This window comes from Streptomyces sp. NBC_00582, from assembly GCF_036345155.1.
In the GTDB taxonomy this organism is placed as follows: Bacteria; Actinomycetota; Actinomycetes; order Streptomycetales; family Streptomycetaceae; genus Streptomyces.
The window spans coordinates 3,143,616-3,162,297 of record NZ_CP107772.1 but is presented as its reverse complement, the minus strand read 5'-3'; the positions used below and the strand labels follow the sequence as shown (position 1 = coordinate 3,162,297).

Annotated in this window: 12 protein-coding genes and 1 pseudogene; 1 reads left to right on the top strand and 12 read right to left on the bottom strand. The window is 72.3% G+C overall.

Features of this window, described 5'->3' with window-relative positions; all coding sequences use genetic code 11:
• Nucleotides 1–2: 2 nt before the first annotated feature.
• The 11 genes from OG852_RS13630 to OG852_RS13580 all read right to left on the bottom strand — a co-directional run bounded on the left by OG852_RS13630 (nt 3) and on the right by OG852_RS13580 (nt 17,052).
• On the bottom strand, nt 3–1,235 hold the full coding sequence (locus OG852_RS13630) for an O-antigen ligase domain-containing protein (RefSeq protein ID WP_330348063.1): 1,233 nt from the start codon (nt 1,233–1,235) through the stop codon (nt 3–5).
• Nucleotide 1,236: 1 nt separating this feature from the next.
• Entirely contained in the window at nt 1,237–2,907 is a 1,671-nt protein-coding gene (locus OG852_RS13625; RefSeq protein ID WP_330348062.1) for a right-handed parallel beta-helix repeat-containing protein, read from the bottom strand.
• A 10-nt stretch (nt 2,908–2,917) separates the two neighbouring features.
• A complete protein-coding gene (locus tag OG852_RS13620) occupies nt 2,918–4,861 on the bottom strand; it encodes a heparinase II/III family protein (protein ID WP_330348061.1) in 1,944 nt (647 codons plus the stop codon).
• On the bottom strand, nt 4,858–7,038 hold the full coding sequence (locus tag OG852_RS13615) for a bi-domain-containing oxidoreductase (protein ID WP_330348060.1): 2,181 nt from the start codon (nt 7,036–7,038) through the stop codon (nt 4,858–4,860). Before OG852_RS13615 ends, OG852_RS13620 begins: the two co-directional genes overlap by 4 nt.
• A gap of 16 nt (nt 7,039–7,054) precedes the next feature.
• Nucleotides 7,055–8,989: an asparagine synthase (glutamine-hydrolyzing) gene (asnB, locus tag OG852_RS13610; RefSeq protein ID WP_330348059.1), complete on the bottom strand. Its 1,935-nt coding sequence runs from the start codon at nt 8,987–8,989 to the stop codon at nt 7,055–7,057.
• A 3-nt stretch (nt 8,990–8,992) separates the two neighbouring features.
• A complete protein-coding gene (locus tag OG852_RS13605; RefSeq protein WP_133914113.1) occupies nt 8,993–10,513 on the bottom strand; it encodes a Wzz/FepE/Etk N-terminal domain-containing protein in 1,521 nt (506 codons plus the stop codon).
• A complete protein-coding gene (locus tag OG852_RS13600; protein ID WP_330348058.1) occupies nt 10,510–11,883 on the bottom strand; it encodes a Wzz/FepE/Etk N-terminal domain-containing protein in 1,374 nt (457 codons plus the stop codon). The genes OG852_RS13605 and OG852_RS13600 overlap by 4 nt, the downstream gene beginning before the upstream one ends.
• Complete coding sequence (locus OG852_RS13595) at nt 11,880–13,160, bottom strand: glycosyltransferase family 4 protein (RefSeq protein WP_133914115.1); 1,281 nt, start codon at nt 13,158–13,160, stop codon at nt 11,880–11,882. The genes OG852_RS13600 and OG852_RS13595 overlap by 4 nt, the downstream gene beginning before the upstream one ends.
• Nucleotides 13,150–14,469: a nucleotide sugar dehydrogenase gene (locus OG852_RS13590; RefSeq protein ID WP_330348057.1), complete on the bottom strand. Its 1,320-nt coding sequence runs from the start codon at nt 14,467–14,469 to the stop codon at nt 13,150–13,152. Before OG852_RS13590 ends, OG852_RS13595 begins: the two co-directional genes overlap by 11 nt.
• Before the next feature lie 73 nt (nt 14,470–14,542).
• Nucleotides 14,543–16,021 carry a sugar transferase gene (locus OG852_RS13585; RefSeq protein ID WP_133914117.1) on the bottom strand — a complete coding sequence of 493 codons (1,479 nt, stop codon included), beginning with the start codon at nt 16,019–16,021 and terminating at the stop codon, nt 14,543–14,545.
• 584 nt (nt 16,022–16,605) lie between these two features.
• Nucleotides 16,606–17,052: a hypothetical protein gene (locus OG852_RS13580; RefSeq protein ID WP_133914118.1), complete on the bottom strand. Its 447-nt coding sequence runs from the start codon at nt 17,050–17,052 to the stop codon at nt 16,606–16,608.
• A gap of 67 nt (nt 17,053–17,119) precedes the next feature.
• Between OG852_RS13580 and OG852_RS13575 the strand changes: the two genes are divergently transcribed.
• The gene (locus OG852_RS13575) at nt 17,120–17,998 is read left to right on the top strand and encodes a PhzF family phenazine biosynthesis protein (RefSeq protein WP_330348056.1); all 879 of its coding nucleotides are present in this window, start codon (nt 17,120–17,122) and stop codon (nt 17,996–17,998) included.
• 120 nt (nt 17,999–18,118) lie between these two features.
• Here OG852_RS13575 and OG852_RS13570 read toward each other — a convergent pair.
• Nucleotides 18,119–18,623 (bottom strand): annotated as a pseudogene (locus OG852_RS13570) (thioesterase family protein); the annotation flags it as partial.
• Nucleotides 18,624–18,682: the final 59 nt, after the last annotated feature.

Genomic DNA, 18,682 nt, shown 5'->3' with positions numbered 1-18,682 from the left:
GCTCAGCTCACCTCCGATCTCTGGGCCCATCGCGGGATGCGTTGACGTGGGACTACGGGCGTCGAAAGGGGAGCGGCTTCGGCAGGAGTCGCCAGCAGCGAGGCGGCGAGGGCCAGATGCAGCAGATAGGGCGAGGCGTCGCCCAGCCCGGCCTCGGTGTACGACGCGATCCCGCAGTAGCTGATCAGGAAGATCGCGCAGGCCCTCGACAGCGACGGCGGCCGCAGCAGCGCGACGCCGCCCAGCACGACGATGATCGCCGCCACCAGGGCGATGCCGGTCACACCCTGCTCGTTGAAGACGGCCAGCCAGCTGTTGTCGATCGGGAGCCCGTCGAACGACTTGTCGCCCAAGCCCATGCCGAACAGGTACTGCGAGGTCGTCCGGGGTGCCGCCAGCAGGGCGTGCCAGACCTTGGCCCGGCCGGTGAGGCTGGCGAAGTTCTCCTGGCTCTGCCCGCGCAGGAACCACGCCTGGAGCGCGGAGCTGAACACCACCGCGGCCACCGTCGCGCACAGCACCGCCCAGGTGAAGAACCGGCGGGCGGCGGCGCTGGTCAGGATGAGCGAACCGATCGCCAGCACCAGCCCGACGAGCAGGCCGAGGGTGGCCGTCCGGGTATGGGTCAGCACGAGCAGGGCGAGGGAGGGCACGATGACCACCGCCGCGCTGGTCCGGTCCGTCCGGCGGCCCATGAGCAGCAGCACGGTGAGCCCGATGATCACCGCGGCGTACTGTCCGATCTGCGGCGGGGTGAGCGGCCACAACACGCCGACCAGCCGCCCGCCGTATTCCCCGGACAGGGCGGTGCCCGGTGAGACGACCAGGCCGGCGGCCACCGTCCCGAGCACCGCGAAGTACATCCGGATGTGGTGCCGGACGAACGTCGTGCCGCCGTCCCACCAGCGGCTGAGCAGCCAGAGCGTGCCGATGAAGAGCGCCAGCCGGGCGCAGCGGAACAGCGCGCCGAACCCGGCCCCCTGGTCCACGCTGGAGATCAGGCTCGGCACCAGCAGCAGGGTGAGCAGGAACACGTAGGCGCTGGCCCGGATGCGCACGCGGGGATTGACCACGAGCGCCAGCGCGAACGCGGCGACCAGCGAGCCCATCGTGACCATCTGGATGAGGGAGCGCGGCAGTGGGACGATGGTCCGCGCCCCGGTGGAGCCGAGGGTGTTGAGGACGAGCAGCCCCCAGACCACCCCGACGATCCTCGACGTGTGGTTCGTGCCCATCTCAACCACCGCCCCCTGCGCGGAGGGTGCTCCCCGCGTCCTGCCGGTACGGCGCGTGCCGCCACTGCTTGAAGCCGACCGTCCGGCTCGCGTCGTGGACGACGAAGGTCCACGGTCCGACGTAGACGTTGTCGTGCCAGCGGTTGTGCTGCTCGCTGGTGATCGCCAGGGCCACCCGCTCGCCCTGGTACGGCGACCAGTCCGGATAGGTGCCGTAGTTGGACAGCACCGCCATCCGGTCGCACATCACCGTGCAGTCGACGACGGACTTGTCCAGTACGAAGCGGTTGTCGTGGATGTCCACCCGCTGGGTCTTCCACCGGCAGTCGGAGTAGAGCGGTGCCTTGGCGATCGCCGGCTGCACGCAGCGGTCGGTGTTCTTCACCAGCAACGTGCAGTCACCGGACGAGGTGTTGGCCGGGCTGTTGCAGAACCGGTCGGCGTTCTCCCACAGGGTGATCCCGGACCAGTTGTTCTCCAGCACGTTCCGGTAGATGTCGATCTTGTCCGTGCGGGCCCGGATCCGCGGTTCGCCGCCGGACTCGGAGAGGTAGACGGTCGCGAACGGGAAGGTGTCGCCGCCGGCGGCGTTGTCGCGACCCTCGACCCAGTTGTTCCGCCGGATCGTGTTCATCCGGATGATCGCGTTGTAGCTGATCTCGTAGATCAGCGCGGCACCGTCGTTGTCCTCGATCAGGTTGTCCTCGATGAGGAAGTCGTTGTTGTTGGTGTCCGCCCACAACCCGGTTCCGCGGTTGTCGTGCACCCAGTTGCCGCGGATGTCGGCGCCGTCGACGGCCCAGAACTTGACGCCTCCGCTGCAGCCGCAGGCCGGCCGCTTCCGCTCCCAGTCGTCCGTGTTGTTGCCCACGATCTCGTTGCCCTCGACCACCAGGCCGCGGATACCGTCGCCGCCCTTGTACGCGTTCATGCCGTACTGGCCGTTGGCGCGCAGACAGCTCGCGCGGACCTGCTGGCGGGCGCCGGCCATCAGCCCGGCGCCGGAGTTGTTCTGGATCCGCGCGTGCTCGATCCTCCAGCCGTCGGCCGAGTCGTGGTTGATCACGCCCTCGTCCCGGGGCGCCTCGAACCCCTGCACGGTCAGGTAGCGGATCGTGACGTCAGGGGCGGTGCCGCCGAACGCGTACTGGTTGCTCCTGCGGCCGTCGAGCACCGCGCCCGGCGCGCCCAGATAGACGTCCCCCTCCTTGGGGATCACCTGGTCGTAGCGGTCCGACATGAGGGTGTGCTTGCCCGGCCGCAGCCAGAAGGTGGTGTGCGCCGGGCTGCTCTCGGTCTTCGCGGCCAGGTCGCCGGGCACCGCCGGGTCGACGGTCACCGCGCCCGCCGGCGCCTTCGCCGGCCCGGCCGGGGGTGTGGCGCACACACGCGCGGCGGACGTGGAGGGCGCGGCGGTCGGCTTCGGCGCCGCGTCCGTCGTGCCGCTCTCGCAACCGGTCGCCGCCAGCAGGGCCAGCGCCGCCGCCGGCCACGCCCACTGCCGCCAGGCGCGCCTTGCCCGTCCTCTCCCCAGCGGTCCACGACGGATCTCCGCGGCGTCGCGACGTCCCGCACGCGCCCCCGGGTTCTGGGCCCCGCTCGAGCCGGGCAGGGACCGAGCACGGTCCGCGGCCGGTACGTGGCGGGCGCTCCTTCCCGCACGGAGATCCATCAAAAGCCCCCTAGCCGTGGAACCTGAGTACGGTGGTGAAGTCCCCCACGCCGTCGGCGACACCGGTGCCGACCAGCGTGGTGGCGGGTTCCTTGCGGCCGAAGCCGGCGGAGTACCAGCCCAGCGGCGGGTCGGTCTCCCCGCGATGGGCCCGCCAGGACAGCTCCCCGGGCAGGTCGAGCGTCGCGGAGCGGTCCTCGCCGTCCCTGGTCCAGGTGAGCACCGCCCGGTTCCCCACCAGGTCCGCGGTGATCGCCGGGCCGAGGTGGAACGCCACCTGCACACTGCGGTGCGGGCCGCGCACCTCGTCGACCACCCTCAGCTCCCGGCTCCCGGCCGTCAGCTCCACCCGGCGGCGGTGCACGGAGGGCCGGTAACCGTCGTGCTCGGCGCACCAGCGGGCCCCCTGCTCGTCGGAGGTGTCCGCGACCAGGACGCGGCTGCGGGCCTGCCGGGTCCACAGGAACGGGCCGCCGGAGACGGACTGGTCATCGCCGTCCAGCCGGAGGGTGTTGTGGCCGAGGGTCGACCGGAAGTACCGCCGCCACTCGGGCTGCCCGTGGTAGCAGTACGTGCCCGGGTCGGCGAGCACGTCGACCCCGTCGTGCCGGACCTCCACCGACAGCGCGTCCGCGTGCGCGTGCGCGGCGATGGACAGGAAGCCGTGCGGACCGCCGTCGCAGCGGCACCAGATCTCGCCCGGGCCGCGCAGGATCGTGAGCCCCGCGTCGGCGAAGTGGGCGGGCCGGCTCGCCGGACGGGTCAGGGACGGTTGCGTGGGTTTCACGAGCGCTGTCAGCAGCGGGGTGCGCACATCGGTGCCGGTCACCTCCGGCCACCAGTCGAGCCGGCCGAACACGGCGTCCCCGGTGGCCAGCAGTGAGCCCCAGCGGTCGGTGCCCACGCCGTCCAGGATCAGACCGTGCCCGTCGTCCGCGTCCCCCTGGCGCGGCGGCCGGAGCCGGTTGTCCACGACGGCCGCGAGCGCGTCGGTCATGCGCAGCAGCACCAGCCGGAGGGTCGCCGGGACCGGTACGCCGGCGGCGTCGGCCTCGGCCAGCGCGGCCAGGCCGAGCTCCAGGACGAGGCCGTGGTACTCGGTGGCCAGCTCGCGGTTGAGGCCGGAGCCGTAGGTGTTGCCGCGCAGGTGCCGATCCAGCGAGCGCAGCGCGTCGTCCCGCCAGCGCGCCGAGGCGGGGAACCAGTCGAACGCGCAGGCCGCCGCCAACTGCCCGGCGGTCTCGGCGATGACGTGGTTGTTCGCCGAGGAGCCCCGGCTGGGGAAGGCCGCCAGCCAGCGCTGGTGGTGCCAGATCTGGTTCACCGCCACCGGGTTGTCCTCGAACAGGCCGGCCGCGCCCGGCCAGCCGTCGAGCAGTCGGCGGACCCACACCCAGGACAGCAGCCGGATGCCCAGCTCGATGCCGCTGATCCAGTGGACGCCCTGCAGCGGCGGGTTGGCCGCCCACCACGACCGCAGATGCTCGGCGACGCGCTCGGCGTACCGCTCGTCCCCGGTGATCGCGTAGGCGGCGGCGAGCTGGGTGAGGTACTGGTGCCGGGACGGCTCCCAGATCTGCTTGATGTCCCCGACCGCGTCCTCACTGCGGTACGGCACGTCGAACGCGTAGCCCGAGGGGGCCCGGCGCCCGGTCTTGGGGTCGCGCCACCAGTCCGGGTCGGCCAGGTCGTCGCGGACCACGCCGAAGAACTCGGCGTGCCCGTCCATCAGCCGGTCCGCCTCGGCGACGAGACGCTTCGCGGCGTCCGAGGGTACGGCGCCGATGGTCCCGGCGGGCAGCACCGCGGTGAACCGGGCGCCGGTCACGCTCGGGCAGGCGGGCGGCGCCGACCGCCACCGTCGTCTGCGCACCGTGTCACCCAGCCGGCCGGCGACCTCCTGCGGTCCCATCCGGGACAGCCGCCGGAGGTACCAGCCCGCGCTCATGGTCATCGCGCCCTCGCCAAGGTCACCGGCGCACCGCCGGCCAGGCCGGCCTGCACGGCGAGGGTGGCCGCCGTGGTGGCGACCAGCGACTCCAGCGGCACCGGCATCGGACCGCCGCCGCGGACCGCCTTGACGAACGCGGCCAGTTCGGCGTTCTGCCCCTTGTCCCGGGCCTTGGGCAGCCGTGAACTGACCCACTTGTCACGGCCGTACACCGAGGCCCGCACGAAGTCGTCGAGCCGCAGCGCGCGACCGTCGGCGACCAGGTCCAGCGTCTCCTTGGGGAAGCCGGACGGGCCGGTGGTGACGTAGCTGATGGTGGCGGTGGAGCCGTCCGGGTAGCGCAGCACGACCTGGAGGTCCTCGTTGCCGGAGGTGGCGGTCGCGTAGACCGAGACCGGGTCGGCGTCGAGCAGCCAGCTCGCCGTGTCGATGAAGTGGCCGCCCTCGCCCACGAACCGCGAGCCCTCGGAGCCCTGTTGGAGGTACCAGCTGCCGTGGTCGAGGCGGCCCGCGTTGACCAGGTAGCGCAGGTTCGCCGGACCGGTCCGGGCTCCGAAGCGCTTCCTGGCCTCCTGGAGCAGCGGGGCGAAGCGGCGGTTGAAGCCGACCTGCAACCGGTCGTTGCCGGACTCCTCGACCGCCGCGAGCACCCCGGCCAGCTCGTCCTCGGTGAGCGCCAGCGGCTTCTCCACGAACACCGTCTTGCCGGCCAGGAGGGCCTTGCGGGTCAGGTCGGCGTGAGTGCTGTGCCGGGTGACGACGAACACCGCGTCGATGGACTTGTCGCCGAGCACGCCGTCGAGATCGGTGGTCGCCCCGGCGAAGCCGAACTTGCGCTGCGCGTTGGCCGCGGACAGCGCCGTCGTGGTGACGACGGTCGCCAGCTCGACGCCCTCGCGCCGGGCGAGGTGCGGCAGCAGCATCGACGTCGCGTAGTTGCCCGCGCCCACGAACGCCAGACGTACCGGCGTCCTGGCCGCCCGGGCCGGGCTCGGCTTCGCCTTCACCGCGGGCACGGCCACCGACGGAGCCTTGGCTTCCGCCGCCCCTTCCGTCGGTTCGGGGTAGCGGAACAGCACGGCCACGGCCTTCAGCTCGCCGTCCTTCAGCCGCCGGTACGTCTCCACGGCGTCGTCGAAGTCGGCGACGTGGGAGACCAGAGGCTCCACGTCGACCTTCCCGCGGGCCATGAGATCGAGGAAGCAGGCCAGGTTGCGGCGCTCGGTCCAGCGGACGTAGCCGATGGGGTAGTCGCGGCCTTCGAGTTCGTACTCCGGGTCGTAGCGCCCGGGGCCGTAGCTGCGGGAGAAGCGGACGTCGAGTTCCTTCTCGTAGTACGCGTTCCACGGCAGGTCCAGGCGGCACTTGCCGATGTCCACCACCCGGCCGCGGTCCCGGCACAGCCGGGCGGCCAGCTCGACGGGCTGGTTGCTGCCGCCGCCGGCGGCCAGGTACACCTGGTCGACGCCGTGACCGTCGGTGAGTTCGGCGACGGCGGCTTCCACGGCCGCGGACGAGGGGTCGCCGGCGGCCGCGGCGCCCAGGCGCTCGGCGAGTTCGCAGCGCGCCGGGTCGGGATCGGCGCCGACGACACGGACCCCCGAGGCGGCCAGGAGCTGCACCACCAGCTGCCCGATCAGGCCGAGGCCGATGACCAGCGCTGTCTCGCCGAGCTGCGGTTCGCCCTGGCGGACGCCCTGCATCGCGATCGACCCGACGGTGCCGAAGGCCGCGTGCCGCGGCGCGAGGCCGTCCGGCACCGGGGCGTAGAGGTTCTTCGGCACCCAGTTCAGCTCGGCGTGCAGGGCGTGCTCGTTGCCGGCGCAGGCCACGAGGTCGCCGACCTTCACGTCGTCGATCCCGGCGCCGACCTGCTCGACCACCCCGCACAGCGAGTAGCCGAGCGGCGTGTAGGAGTCCAGCTTGCCCATCACCTTGCGGTAGGTGGCGGGCACCCCGTTGGTGGCCACGCTCTGCATGACCTTGGCCACCTGGTCGGGGCGGGACCGGGCCTTGCCCAGCATCGACATGCCGGCCTCGGACACCTTCATCATCTCGGTGCCGGTGGAGATCAGCGAGAAGGCGCTGCGGACCAGCACACCGCCCGGCTTGCAGCCCGGCACCGGCACGTCGAGCACCGCCAGCTCGCCGCTCTTGTAGTTCTGTACGACCTGTTTCACCGAAGTCCCCTGATTCCTAAGCCGTCAGCCGAGTGCTCTGGCCGGACCCGGAGGTCGCGTCGCGGTACCAGTACTCGAGGGTCAGCACATGCCACAGATGCTTGGAGAAGTCCTGCTGTCCGGCGGCGTCCTCGGCGACCATCCGCGCCAGCGCGTCGCGGCGCAGGAACCCCGAGCGGACGAGCTCGCCGTCGTTGACCACCTCGCGCACCAGCGGCGCCAGGTCCCGGCTCATCCAGGCCCGCAGCGGGGCGCTGAACAGGCCCTTGGGCCGGTACACGATCTCCCGGGGCAGGATGGAGGTGGCCGCCTCCTTGAGGACCGCCTTGCCCTGCCGACCGACGATCTTGCGATCGCCGGGCACCGCGAACGCCGCCCTGACCACCTCGACGTCCACATACGGCACCCGCACCTCGGTCGACGCGGCCATGCTCGACCGGTCGGTGTAGGCGAGGTTGAGGCCCGGCAGGAACATCCGGGCGTCGCCCAGGCACATGCGGTTGACGAAGTCGTCGAGCTCGTTGTCCTGGTAGACGTCCGCGTGCTCGGTCAGCACGTCCTCGACCGTCCCGGCCAGGTCCGGATCGATCAGGGCGAGCAACTCGTCCTGGTCGTACATGGTGTAGCTGCGCCGGAACGCGGTCTCCTCCGGCAGATCGGCGAAGGAGAGGAACCGCTTCGCGAAGCGCACCGACCTCAGGCCCCGGCGGGAGGTGGCCACCGGCAGCCGGTCCACGACACCGGACACCCCGCGCCGCAGGGGCCGCGGGACCCGCTGGTAGCGCAGCGCGATCAGGTTGGCCAGGTGCTTGCGGTACCCGGCGAACAACTCGTCGGCGCCCATCCCGGAGAGCATCACCTTGACCCCGGCCTCCCGGGCGGCCGAGCAGATCAGGAAGGTGTTGATCGCGGCGGGGTCGCCGATCGGCTCGTCCAGGCTGTACGTCATCTGCGGCAGCAGGTCGAGCACGTTCGGGGCGATCTCGATCTCGTGCAGGTCGACGCCGAACCGCTCGGCCACCTGCCGGGCGTAGCGCAGGTCGTCCGGCATCGCCTCGAACCGGGCGTCCTCGGCGCGGAACCCGATCGTGTAGGCGGAGATCCCGGGCCGCTCGCGCGCCGCCAGCGCGGTCAGGTAGCTGGAGTCGAGGCCGCCGGAGAGGAAGGTCGCCACGGGGACGTCGGAGAGCAGATGGCGCCGGGTCGACTCCTCGACGACGGCCGCCAGGTCCGGCAGTTCACCGGCCCGGGCCCGCTCCCGGCCCTCGGCGGCGACGTCCTTGAGGTTCCAGAACCGGCCGCGTTCCACCCGGCCGTCGGGCCGGCACCGCAGCCAGCTCCCCGGCGGCAGCTTCTCCGCCTCGCGGAACGCGCACCGCGAGTCCGGCACCCAGTAGTAGAGGAGCGAGGCCACCAGCGCGGCGTGGTCCACCTCCAGCCCGCCGCCGGTCACGGCGGCGAGCGCCTTCAGCTCGGAGGCGAACACCAGACCCTCGCCGCGCCGCAGCAGGAACAGCGGCTTGATGCCGAGCTGGTCGCGGGCGAGCACCAGCTCACCGGTGCGCTCGTCGAAGATCCCGAACGCGAACATGCCGCGCAGCCGGGGCAGGCAGTCCGTGCCCCAGCGCCGCCAGGCCTCGAGCAGCACCTCGGTGTCGGAGGTACCGCGGAAGCGCACCCCGGCGGCCGCCAGTTCGGCACGCAGTTCGGGCGCGTTGTACAGCTCGCCGTTGTACGTCAGGACGAGGCCGTCCGAGACCATCGGCTGGGCGCCGGTGTCGGACAGGTCGATGATGGCCAGCCGGCGGTGCCCGAGGTGCACTTCGCCGTCACCGGCGGGGTGGCTGTACCGGCCCGCCCCGTCCGGACCGCGGTGGGCGAGGGTATCGGTGAGCCGGTCGGTCACGGCCTTCCCGTCCGGCCATCGGTAAGCTCCTGCGATGCCACACATGTCCTACTGAGCCTCCTGGTCGCTGTCCGGGACTCGTGCCGCCCACATCGGCAGCCGCTCCGCCCGCCGCGGTACCGTCCCGTTCTGCCGGGCCGGCCGCTCGTTCTGGCCGCGCAGCGCGCCCTGCAGCCCGTCCCACAGCGTGCCGTCGGTCCGGTCACGCGGATCGGGGTCGATCAGCACCACACCGATCACCGGAATGTGCTGGTCGGCGAGCTGCCGCGCCACGGTGTGCAGCCATGCGGCGCTGCCGTGCCCGGCACGCACGACGAGCACGGTCCGAGTGCCGAGGTACTGGAGGTCGGTCCACGCCGTGCCCGGCGCCACCGAGCCGACGCCCAGCCGGCGCTCCTCGCGCGACACGGCCGCGGCACGCTCGCCGGTGACCACGGCCGGGTCCCCCGGCTTCGGGCGGCGGCCGGCGAGCTGCCGGCCGGGCAGACCGTCGACGACGACCACCGGCCCCTCCGCCGCCAGTGCCCTGGCGAGGTCCAGGGCGATCACGCTCGTGTTGCGCGCGCAGCCCAGTTCCAGCAGCGACACGGGTTCCGCCGAGGCGCGCACGTGGCGGGCCAAGGACGTGGTGAGCCGTTCGCGTGCGGCCCGGACCCGGCGGCGCTGCCATCGCCCGGCCGGCCGGTGGGGCAGCTCCGCGATGACCGAGGCGCCCAGGTTCGCGGCGATCTCCCGGCGCAGCACGGGACGGTCCGCCACCACCGCGGCGACCGCGGCCACCGCGAGACCGAGGAAGAGCCCGAGGAAGAGCCCGATCGCGGCGTCGGTGGCGGCGGCCTTGGGCAGGGAGCGCCGCACCACGTGCGGGGCGTCCACGATCTGCGTGCCGGCGACGAGCCGGGGCGTGCCGACGCTCGCCTCCCCGGCACGCTGGCCGAAATCGGTGATCTGCGAGGTGAGTTCGGCCCGGCGGGCGTAGAGCGACTCCAGGTCCGCCGACGACTCCGGCTCGCTCGTTCGCGTTCCGTCTCCGATCGCCTTGTTGACCTGGGCCAGTTGGTGCTTCAGCTGGTCACGCTGGTCGAGCAGGGCCTTGGCCTCGGCGTTCGCGGCCCCCTGTATCCGCCTCACATGGTCCGCGACGAACGCGTCGGCCAACGCCTTGGCGCGGGCCACCGCTTCCGCCTCGCTGTCACCGGTCACGGTGATCTGCAGCATGTTGTTGGTCAGACCGGCACCGCTGTAGTCCCGCATGAAGTCCTCGGCATTCTCCTGGGACTTGAGGGACTTCAGGGCCGTGTCGGCGATCCGTGTGGTCTGCAGCAGCGCGACGTCGGTGCGGATCAGCGTTCCGGGGTCGTTCGGCTGGTCCTCCTCGTGCGCGACCAGCACCTTGGTCACCGCGGTCGGCGGCTGCGGCAGCAGGAAAGCCACCGCCGCGCCGAGGAGCAGCCCCAGCAGCGCGAGGGAGCACCAGAGGCGGCGCCGCCTGCGCACCGCCGCCACCAGGGCCTGAAGGTCAAGCAGCGGAGCAGCGGCCGACGACTCCGCGGTCGTACTCGTCGTCACCCTGTGACTCCTGTCGCGTCGTCCAGTTCGCTGTCGAGGGCCGCGAACGCGGGTACGGCGGCATGCCGAGGGTGGTCGGCCGACCGCGTCGCACGGACCGGACCGGCGAGGACGATGCCGACGACCGCGTGCTTGGCGTCCGCACACGCCTCGGCGATACCGGCGAGCTCCCCGGCGGTCCAGCTGCCGGCGCTGAGCACGACCAGGACACCGGCCTCGTGGTCGCGGTCCGGCACCATCGGCCGGGACACCGGGACCGTCACGGCTCGCAGCAGCGGATCGCTCCCGGCGTCGGCGACGAGCTGCCCGGCGGCCCGGCGGGCGATCTCGTCGCCCTCGGGGACGACGATCAGCAGCCGCCGCGGGGCCGGCAGCCGGTCCCGGAGACGGGAGCACACCCGCCGGTAGCGGATCTGCCTGCTCGCCTCGTCGCCCGTCTGCGGGGTGGGGATGTCCCACCGGACGTCGAGGCCCAGCAGCCGGCGGAGCCAGGCCCGCGGGCCCTTGCCCTTCGGCCGGTGCAGGGGACGTTCGACGGGCACGTCGACGGTACCCAGCAGCTCCGAGCCCAGCGCGGCGGTGATCTCCGCTTCGCCGCGCAGCCGACGGCTCATCCGCGCGGCGGTGAGATGGCCGATGACCGCGACCAGGAAGAACAGCAGCGCTCCGCCGGCGATGAGCTGCGTCCTCGTGGGCGGTGCCTCGCCGGTCGGCCGGGCCGCCGACCCCATGACGACCATGTTCTTCGCCTCGGAGTCGGCCGGGTCGGCCTGCTTCAGCGTGGTGATGGCCTCCCGCAGCGCGGTGCGCAGCTGCTCCAGCTCGGTGCGTGTCTGCACGCTCTCCACGGTCTGCCCCGGATCGGCCGCGTCGGCCAGATCGCTGATGCGGCGGCTGGTGTCCTGCACCGACTGCTGAAGCGCGGCGAGTTCCTCCGCCGCTCCGGGGTCGCCGCTCGCGGTCGCGATCCGCGTGGCGTAGGAGACGAACTCCTTGGCCACCTGGTCGCAGAGCCGCTGGGCGTGCTCCGGGGTGTCGGCCGTGCCGGAGATCTTGATGATGTTCCCGTCGGTGGCCTTGGCGCTGACCCGATCCCGCAGATCGGCGGCGCTCACCCCGGGCCAGGCGAGGGTGGCCGCCGCACGGTCGACCACCACCGAACTGGTCGCCACCTCCGTCTGCGTCAGCAGCTCGCGCTCCTCCCAGGTCCCCGGCAGCAGCACCGACGTCGAGGTCGTGTACCGCGGCGGGAACAGCACGGAGGCGCCGTAGCCGACGAGCGCACCCACCAGGGCCAGGAGGGTGAGCAGCCGCCAGCGCCGACGGATAATCCGCCCGATGGTGACCAGGCGTATCGTGTCATCGCTCAATGGTGCGGCCCTTCCCCTTCCCGGTCCGGGTCGCGAGCCGGCACCGCGGCCCGGTCACGGCACGCGGCGGCGTAGGCGGCGAGCAGAGCTCGCTGGGAGTTCCGCCAGGAGAGCGGACCGCCGACCCGCTCCTGGCCGATCTTGCCCATCAGGGCCCGCTTCTCCGGATCGTCCAGCAGCAGCGCCACGAGCCCGGCGAACTCGGACTCGTCGTCGGCGGGCGCGTAGACGGCGGCGTCACCGGCGGAGACGCGCGCCTCCTTCAGGTCGAACGAGACGATCGGCCGGCCCATCACCATGTACTCGAGGACCTTGTTCATGGTCGACACGTCGTTGAGCGGATTGCGCGGGTCGGGGGAGAGGCACACGTCCGCGGTGGACAGGTACCGCGCCAGGTCGGCGTCCGGAATGCGCCCGGTGAACTGCACCTGCTCCGAGAGCCCGAGCCGCCCGGACAGCTCCACCATCGCCTCGAAGGAGTCGCCCGCGCCGACGAACACCGCGTGCCAGTCGGTCCGCCCGAACTCGTCGCGCAGCTTCGCCAGGGCCCGCAAGGCGTAGTCGACGCCGTCCTGCGGGCCCATCACACCGAGGTAGCACAGCAGATGGGGCTTGCCGCGCTTCAGCTCCGGCTCGGGCGGCACCGGGTGGAACCGGTCGACGTCGGGCGCGCTGCGCACCACGAAGACGTCCTCCGGCCGCCGGCCGCCACGGCGCACCGCGACGTCGCGGTAGCTCTCGTTCGTGGCGAGCACGACGTCCGCCGCCCGGTAGGTCATCCTCTCCAGCGCGCACACGGCGCGGTAGAGCAGGTCCTCGCCGCGGCCGAACCGGGAGAGGTACAGCTCGGGCACCAGGTCGTGCTGGTCGAAGACGAACCGTGCCCCGCGCCGCTTCAGCCACAGGGCCGGCAGGAACAGCAGGTCGGGCGGGTTGCAGGCGTGGACCACGTCGACCGGGCCGACCTTCCGCGCCAGCCGGACCGTGTGCCACAACGCCGATCCGTACTCCCGCAGATAGCCGGCCGGCCCTCCGGTGGCCGCGCGCAACGGGTAGCGGTGGATCCGCACCCCGTCGATCTCCGCCTCCGCCTCCGTGTCCCGCTTGCTGCCCTGCGGACAGATGACGTGCACCGTCCAGCCCGCGTCGCGCAGGGTCGTGCACTCCTGCCACACCCGCCGGTCGAACGGCACCGACAGGTTCTCCACCAGGATCAGCGCGCGCCGGCCCGGCCGGTCGCCGCCGGCCGTGTCACCGAACGATGTGTCACCAAGCAAGGCCCACGTACCCCGGTTCGGTCCGGCGCGTCTCGGCGTCGGGAAGGCGGATGAGGTCGACGATCACCGGGCCGTCGCCGCCGTGGGGCAGCGCCGACAGCACGTCCGGGTCCTTGGTCCCGACCAGGCACACCTCGGCGTGCTCGAGGACCTCGTCGACGGAGTCCGCGAGCAGCTGCGCGAGGTGCGGCAGCCGGGTCTCGATGTACTCGCGGTTGGCGCCGAGCAGCCGGGACAGGCTCACGTTGGCGTCGTAGATCTTCAGGTCGTACCCCTTGCCGAAGAGCCTCTCCGCCAGCTCGACGAGCGGGCTCTCGCGGAGGTCGTCGGTGCCGGGTTTGAAGGACAGCCCGAACAGGCCCGCCCGGCGCTTGCCGGTGCGCTCGACCAGCTCCACCGCGCGCTGGAGATGGTCGGAGTTGGAGGGCAGCACATGGGAGAGGATGGGCACCGAGACGTCGGCCCGCTGCGCCGCGTGCACCAGGCTGCGCAGGTCCTTCGGCAGGCAGGAGCCGCCGAAGGCGAAGCCGGGCCGCAGATAGGCCGGGCTGATGTTCAGCTTGCGGTCGGCGAGGAACACGTCCATCACCTGGTGCGAGTCCACGCCGAGCGCCTGGCACACCGCGCCCAGCTCGTTCGCGAAGCCGATCTTGAGACCGTGGAAGGCGTTGTCCGCGTACTTGATCGCCTCGGCCGTCGGGATCGGCACCCGGAACACCTCGCCGGGCAGGCCCTCGTACAGCGCCAGCACCGCGTCGCCGCTCGCCGGGTCGAGCTCGCCGACGACGGTCTTGGGCGGGTCGAAGAAGTCCCGCACGCTCGTGCCCTCACGCAGGAACTCCGGGTTGACCGCGACCCCGACGTCCACCCCGGCCGTGCCGCCGACGTACTTCTCCAGGATCGGCACCAGCAGGTTCAGACAGGTGCCCGGCAGCATGGTGCTGCGGAAGACGACGGTGTGCCGCCCACCCCGCTCGGCCAGCGCGGCGCCGATCTCCTCGGTGACCCGCTCCAAGTAGGTGGTGCACAGGCTGCCGTTGGGCTCCGAGGGCGTGCCCACACAGACCAGCGACACCTCGCTCTCCATGATCGCCTCGCGGACGTCCTGGGTGGCGCGCAACGCCCCGGACCCCACGACCTCGGCGATGAGCTCGCCGATCCGCTCCTCGACCACCGGGGCCTTGCCGTCGTTGACCAGGTCGACCTTCACCTGGTTGACGTCGACCCCGATGACCTCGTGCCCCATGCTGGCCAGGCACGCGGCCGACACGCAGCCCACGTAGCCGAGCCCGAAAACGCTGACCCTCATGACCCGTTCCTCCCCCGGACAGGCCCGCGCGGGCCTGCGGTCCGCGCATCGGCCGGACGACGATTTCCGCCCATCAGTAGGCCCCCTGCCCATAGAGCACCGCTCGCAGCGTCTTCCACAAGATCACTGTGTCGAGGGCGAGCGACCAGTCCTCCACGTACCGGAGGTCCAGCCGCACCGCCTCCTCCCACGACAGATCGCTGCGTCCGCTGATCTGCCACAGACCGGTGAGCCCGGGCTTGACCAGCAGCCGCCGCCGGATGTCCGGGCCGTACGCGGCGGTCTCCTCCGGCAGGGGAGGCCGCGGACCGACGAGCGACATCGATCCGCTGAGTACGTTGAAGAGCTGCGGGAGCTCGTCGAGCGAGTACCTGCGCAGCACCGCTCCCACCCGGGTCACCCGTGGATCCCGGCGGAGCTTGAACAGCGGGCCCGCGCCCTCGTTGCGGTCGGCCAGCGCGGCACGGGCCCGGTCGGCCCCGGCGACCATGGTGCGGAACTTGAGAATGGTGAACTCGCGGCCGTCCTTGCCGACCCGGCGCTGGCGGTAGAACACCCCGCCCCGGCTGTCCACCAGAACGAGCAGTCCCACGCACACCATCAGCGGCGCGAACAGCAGCAGCAGGATCGCCGCGCCCAGCCGGTCGACGACCATCTTGACGGCCCGGCGGCCGCCGGTGAAGGTCGGCATGCTGACCCGCAGCAGTGGTATCCCGAGCACCGCGTCGACGTGCAGCCGCGGTCCGGCCACCTCCATCAGCACGGGGGCCACGACCATCTCGGCGTCGGTGCCTTCGAGGTTCCAGGCCAGCCGTTGCAGCCGCTGCGGTGACCAGTGCGGGTCCGGGGTGACCGCGACGACACGGTAGCCGTCGCCGTGGACGTGTTTGGCGACGTCCGCCAGCCGGCCGACGACCGGCACGCCGTCCAGCAGGTCACCGTCGAGCCCGGGACCGTCCGTCGTGCACACCGCGTCCACCCGCCAGCCGAGGTGCGGGAACTTACGGGTCCGGGTGATCAGGTCGCGCACGGTGGCCGGGCTCCCGGCGGCGAGCACCGGTCGCAGACACCGTCCTTCCTTCCGCTGTTTGTGCAGCCGAAGGCGCAGCAGATACCGCGCGGTCATGGTGGTGACCGCGATCGCCGGGATGGCCACGAAGATCCAGAGCTTGATGTTGCGCGAGGTGAGGGCGATCCCGCCGAGCGCCAGGACGACGGTCGCCGCGAACAGCGAGCGCCCGAGCCGGCGGAATTCCTCGGCGCCCTGGCCGAGCACGGCCGGAGCCCACGACCGGCTCACCGCGAGCGCGCCCAGCACCAGCAGCTCGGTGCCGAAGGCGAGAATCCCCCACTTCTCATGCCAGTTGGCCGCGTCCCGGGCTCCGAAGAACTCGCCGATCGCCGCCACGACGCAGGACGTGGTCACGGTATCGGTGGTGATCACGGTACGGCGGTACTGCTGCTCCCAGCCGGTCGCGGGTTGGCTGATTGTTCCGTTCACCAGACGCTCGCGCGCCGACATGAACGGGCTGACAAGTCCCCCTTGCCGCACAGAACCCCCCAGGTTCCCCAGTGGTTCGACGTGTTCGCCCAACACTGCTGCCTCCCCCCGGGGGCCCCCGCCCCCGCACTGTTCCTCCCCTCAGGAGGCCCCCGCCCCCTTGCGCCGCGCCGCTTCTCCCCACGGGAGGCCCCCGCCTCCCGCACGGGGATCCGGTGGATTCGCAGGTCCTGCCGGATTCCCGAGGTGCGCGTGAAACCGTCGGGACCTCAGGTGCTCCCCGCACCGCAGGCCCCTTCGGGGCTCCAAGAATTGATCACCCCACGCCCGACGCCGGGGACGTGACTGCTGGTTTTCCATGGCGCCGGACCTATTGATCATTAATGGTCGCCGTGTGTCCGATCAGCTGAAGCACGGTCAATCTAGACCATCCGAACCGGTATGAAGAGAGGATGTGTGTAATTTGTGCTCAAGCTTTGAGACTTGATCGGATTCTCTGACGATCTCCTTCACCGGCCCTCCTCCGGCGCCGGTGGTGTGCGGTAGTGATCGGCTTGTGCCCGGCGGAGGGCTGCTGTGAGGCCGGTCCTCGGCCGCGGGGCACGCCCCCGACGTCCGCCCGCCGCCCCCTGCCCTCAGCCCTCTTCGGGCCCCGGGGCGTGACGGGTGTGAAGGGTGAGGCCGGTGATCTGGCCTGATTGGATGACCGGACCGTGGTGCACGCCGCCGACGATCGTGTTGCGCACGGTCCCACGGCGTCCTTCCGAGCCGTCGGCGAGCCGCCGCAACGACACCAGCAGGGCCCGCAGTTCCCCACGGGTGACTGCCCCGGCCTCGATGAGCTCTCGCACCTGGACCTGCCACAGTGCTCCGATGTCTGCGACGCTCTGCTCGTCGTCCGTGGCGCCGACGGCGATCAGCCGCGGGCCGCCGGCGGATCGAACCGGCGCGGCAGGTTTCTCGGCCGCTCGGGCGGTCGCGTACGGCGCGGCGAAGATTTCGCCCCGTCTCCCCTCGTACCGCTCGGCCGCGTCGACTGTCGCCGGCCGCGAGGTGGAGCCCGTTGCGCGTACGGCTGCCACGTCGCTCTCCTCCGACGGCGGTCCGCCGACGCCTCCCGCGCAGCCGCACGGCCCGTAGCGTGGCGGTATGCGCTACCACCACGTCGACGTCTTCACCGGTCGGCCCTACAACGGCAACAGCCTCGCGGTCTTCCAGGACCGCGCCGGGCTCACCGGGGACCAGATGCAGCGGATCACCCGGGAGCTGCGCCACTTCGAGTCGGTCTTCCTCGCGAGGGAGGAGACGGAGGAGGGCGGCCCCCGCTGGCAGGCGCGGGTCTTCGACCTCGCCGAGGAGTTGGACTTCGCCGGACATCCGGTCATCGGCGCCGCCTGTGTGCTGCACGCCCTGCACGGCGCCGGCGCGCACGGGACGTGGACACTGCGGCTGAGGGCCCGCACGGTGACGGTGGCCACGGAGCGGCGCGGGCCCGGGCGGTACGCGAGCGTGCTCGACCAGGGCCGGGCCGCCTTCCTCGGCCGTCCGGACACGGCTGCGGTCGGAGATCTGGCCGCGTGGTTCGGGCTCGACGCGGACGACCTGGACCCGGACCTGCCCCCGGAGGTCGTCTCGACTGGGCTGCGCTATCTGGTGCTCCCGGTCCGCCCGGGCGTCCTGGCCCGTGCCCGCATCACCTCCGACATCACCGGCCGGCTGGCCGCGCTCGGCGCGCAGTTCGCGTACGTCCTCGACGTCGCCGGCCTGGAGGCGCGGCACTGGAACAACGACGGTCTGACCGAGGACGTGGCCACCGGCAGCGGAGCGGGGTGCGCCGCCGCCTACCTGCGCCGCCACGGCCGTATCGGCGACGGGACGACCGTGACCCTGCGCCAGGGACGGTTCACCGGACGCGCCGGCGAGATGACGATCGGCGCCCACGGCCATGGGGAGGACATCCCGTCCGTACGGGTCGGCGGCGAGGTCGCCTTCGTCGGTGAGGGCCGCCTGGACGCGCTGCCCCGATGACCACGGGGAGCCCACCGGCCCACGGTGGCTCGCTCGACGCCCGACGGCACCGAACTCCCGGTCGGCGCACCCTCGTCGGCGTCCGGGCCGTGCCTCGCCGCCGTGGCCGGAAGCGGTGTCTCACGCCCCCGGCAGCGGGCGGACCGTGAGGATCTGGCTGGGCGGTGCCGACCGGCCCGTCCACGTCGTGCAGGACCGTACTCGTCAGGCCCTGCCCGGACGGGCCGAAGGTGACCGTGGTGTCCAGCCCCGTCCAGGCGCCGCGCGGCTGTCGGTGCAGATGGACCGTCAGGTCGACGTTCGGGAACATCCACGCCCCGGGCGACTGCCGTACGGCGATCCCGTTGGCGGTGTCGACCAGCGCCAAAAACGAGGCGACCGGGCTGACGGGGACACCCGCGACCAGTTCCAGCGGCGTGGAGACCCAGGCCGTCGTACGGCCCGGCTGCGGGGGTGCCACCGGGCGGACGTCGACGGAGGCGATGTAACCGCCCGGCCAGACCTCGGACAGGGGCCAGGAGCCGAGTGACTCCGGGGGCGTGAGCCGCTTGTCGGCGGCGCCCACGACCGCGCCGGTGTCGAGGGCGGCGAGGTACCAGGCGCGGGCCCGGGCGACCGGGCGTCCGCGGCACAGAGAGGCAACCGCTCCTCGTGGCGCAGGACGCCGGTGCGCCGCAGGTGGTC

Bases quoted from the DNA above. Each gene is read 5' to 3' on its own strand.
- OG852_RS13620 (WP_330348061.1), bottom strand. From the start codon at position 4,861: ATGACCATGAGCGCGGGCTGGTACCTCCGGCGGCTGTCCCGGATGGGA.
- OG852_RS13590 (WP_330348057.1), bottom strand. From the start codon at position 14,469: ATGAGGGTCAGCGTTTTCGGGCTCGGCTACGTGGGCTGCGTGTCGGCC.
- OG852_RS13625 (WP_330348062.1), bottom strand. From the start codon at position 2,907: ATGGATCTCCGTGCGGGAAGGAGCGCCCGCCACGTACCGGCCGCGGAC.
- OG852_RS13575 (WP_330348056.1), top strand. From the start codon at position 17,120: ATGCGCTACCACCACGTCGACGTCTTCACCGGTCGGCCCTACAACGGC.
- OG852_RS13630 (WP_330348063.1), bottom strand. From the start codon at position 1,235: ATGGGCACGAACCACACGTCGAGGATCGTCGGGGTGGTCTGGGGGCTG.
- asnB (WP_330348059.1), bottom strand. From the start codon at position 8,989: ATGTGTGGCATCGCAGGAGCTTACCGATGGCCGGACGGGAAGGCCGTG.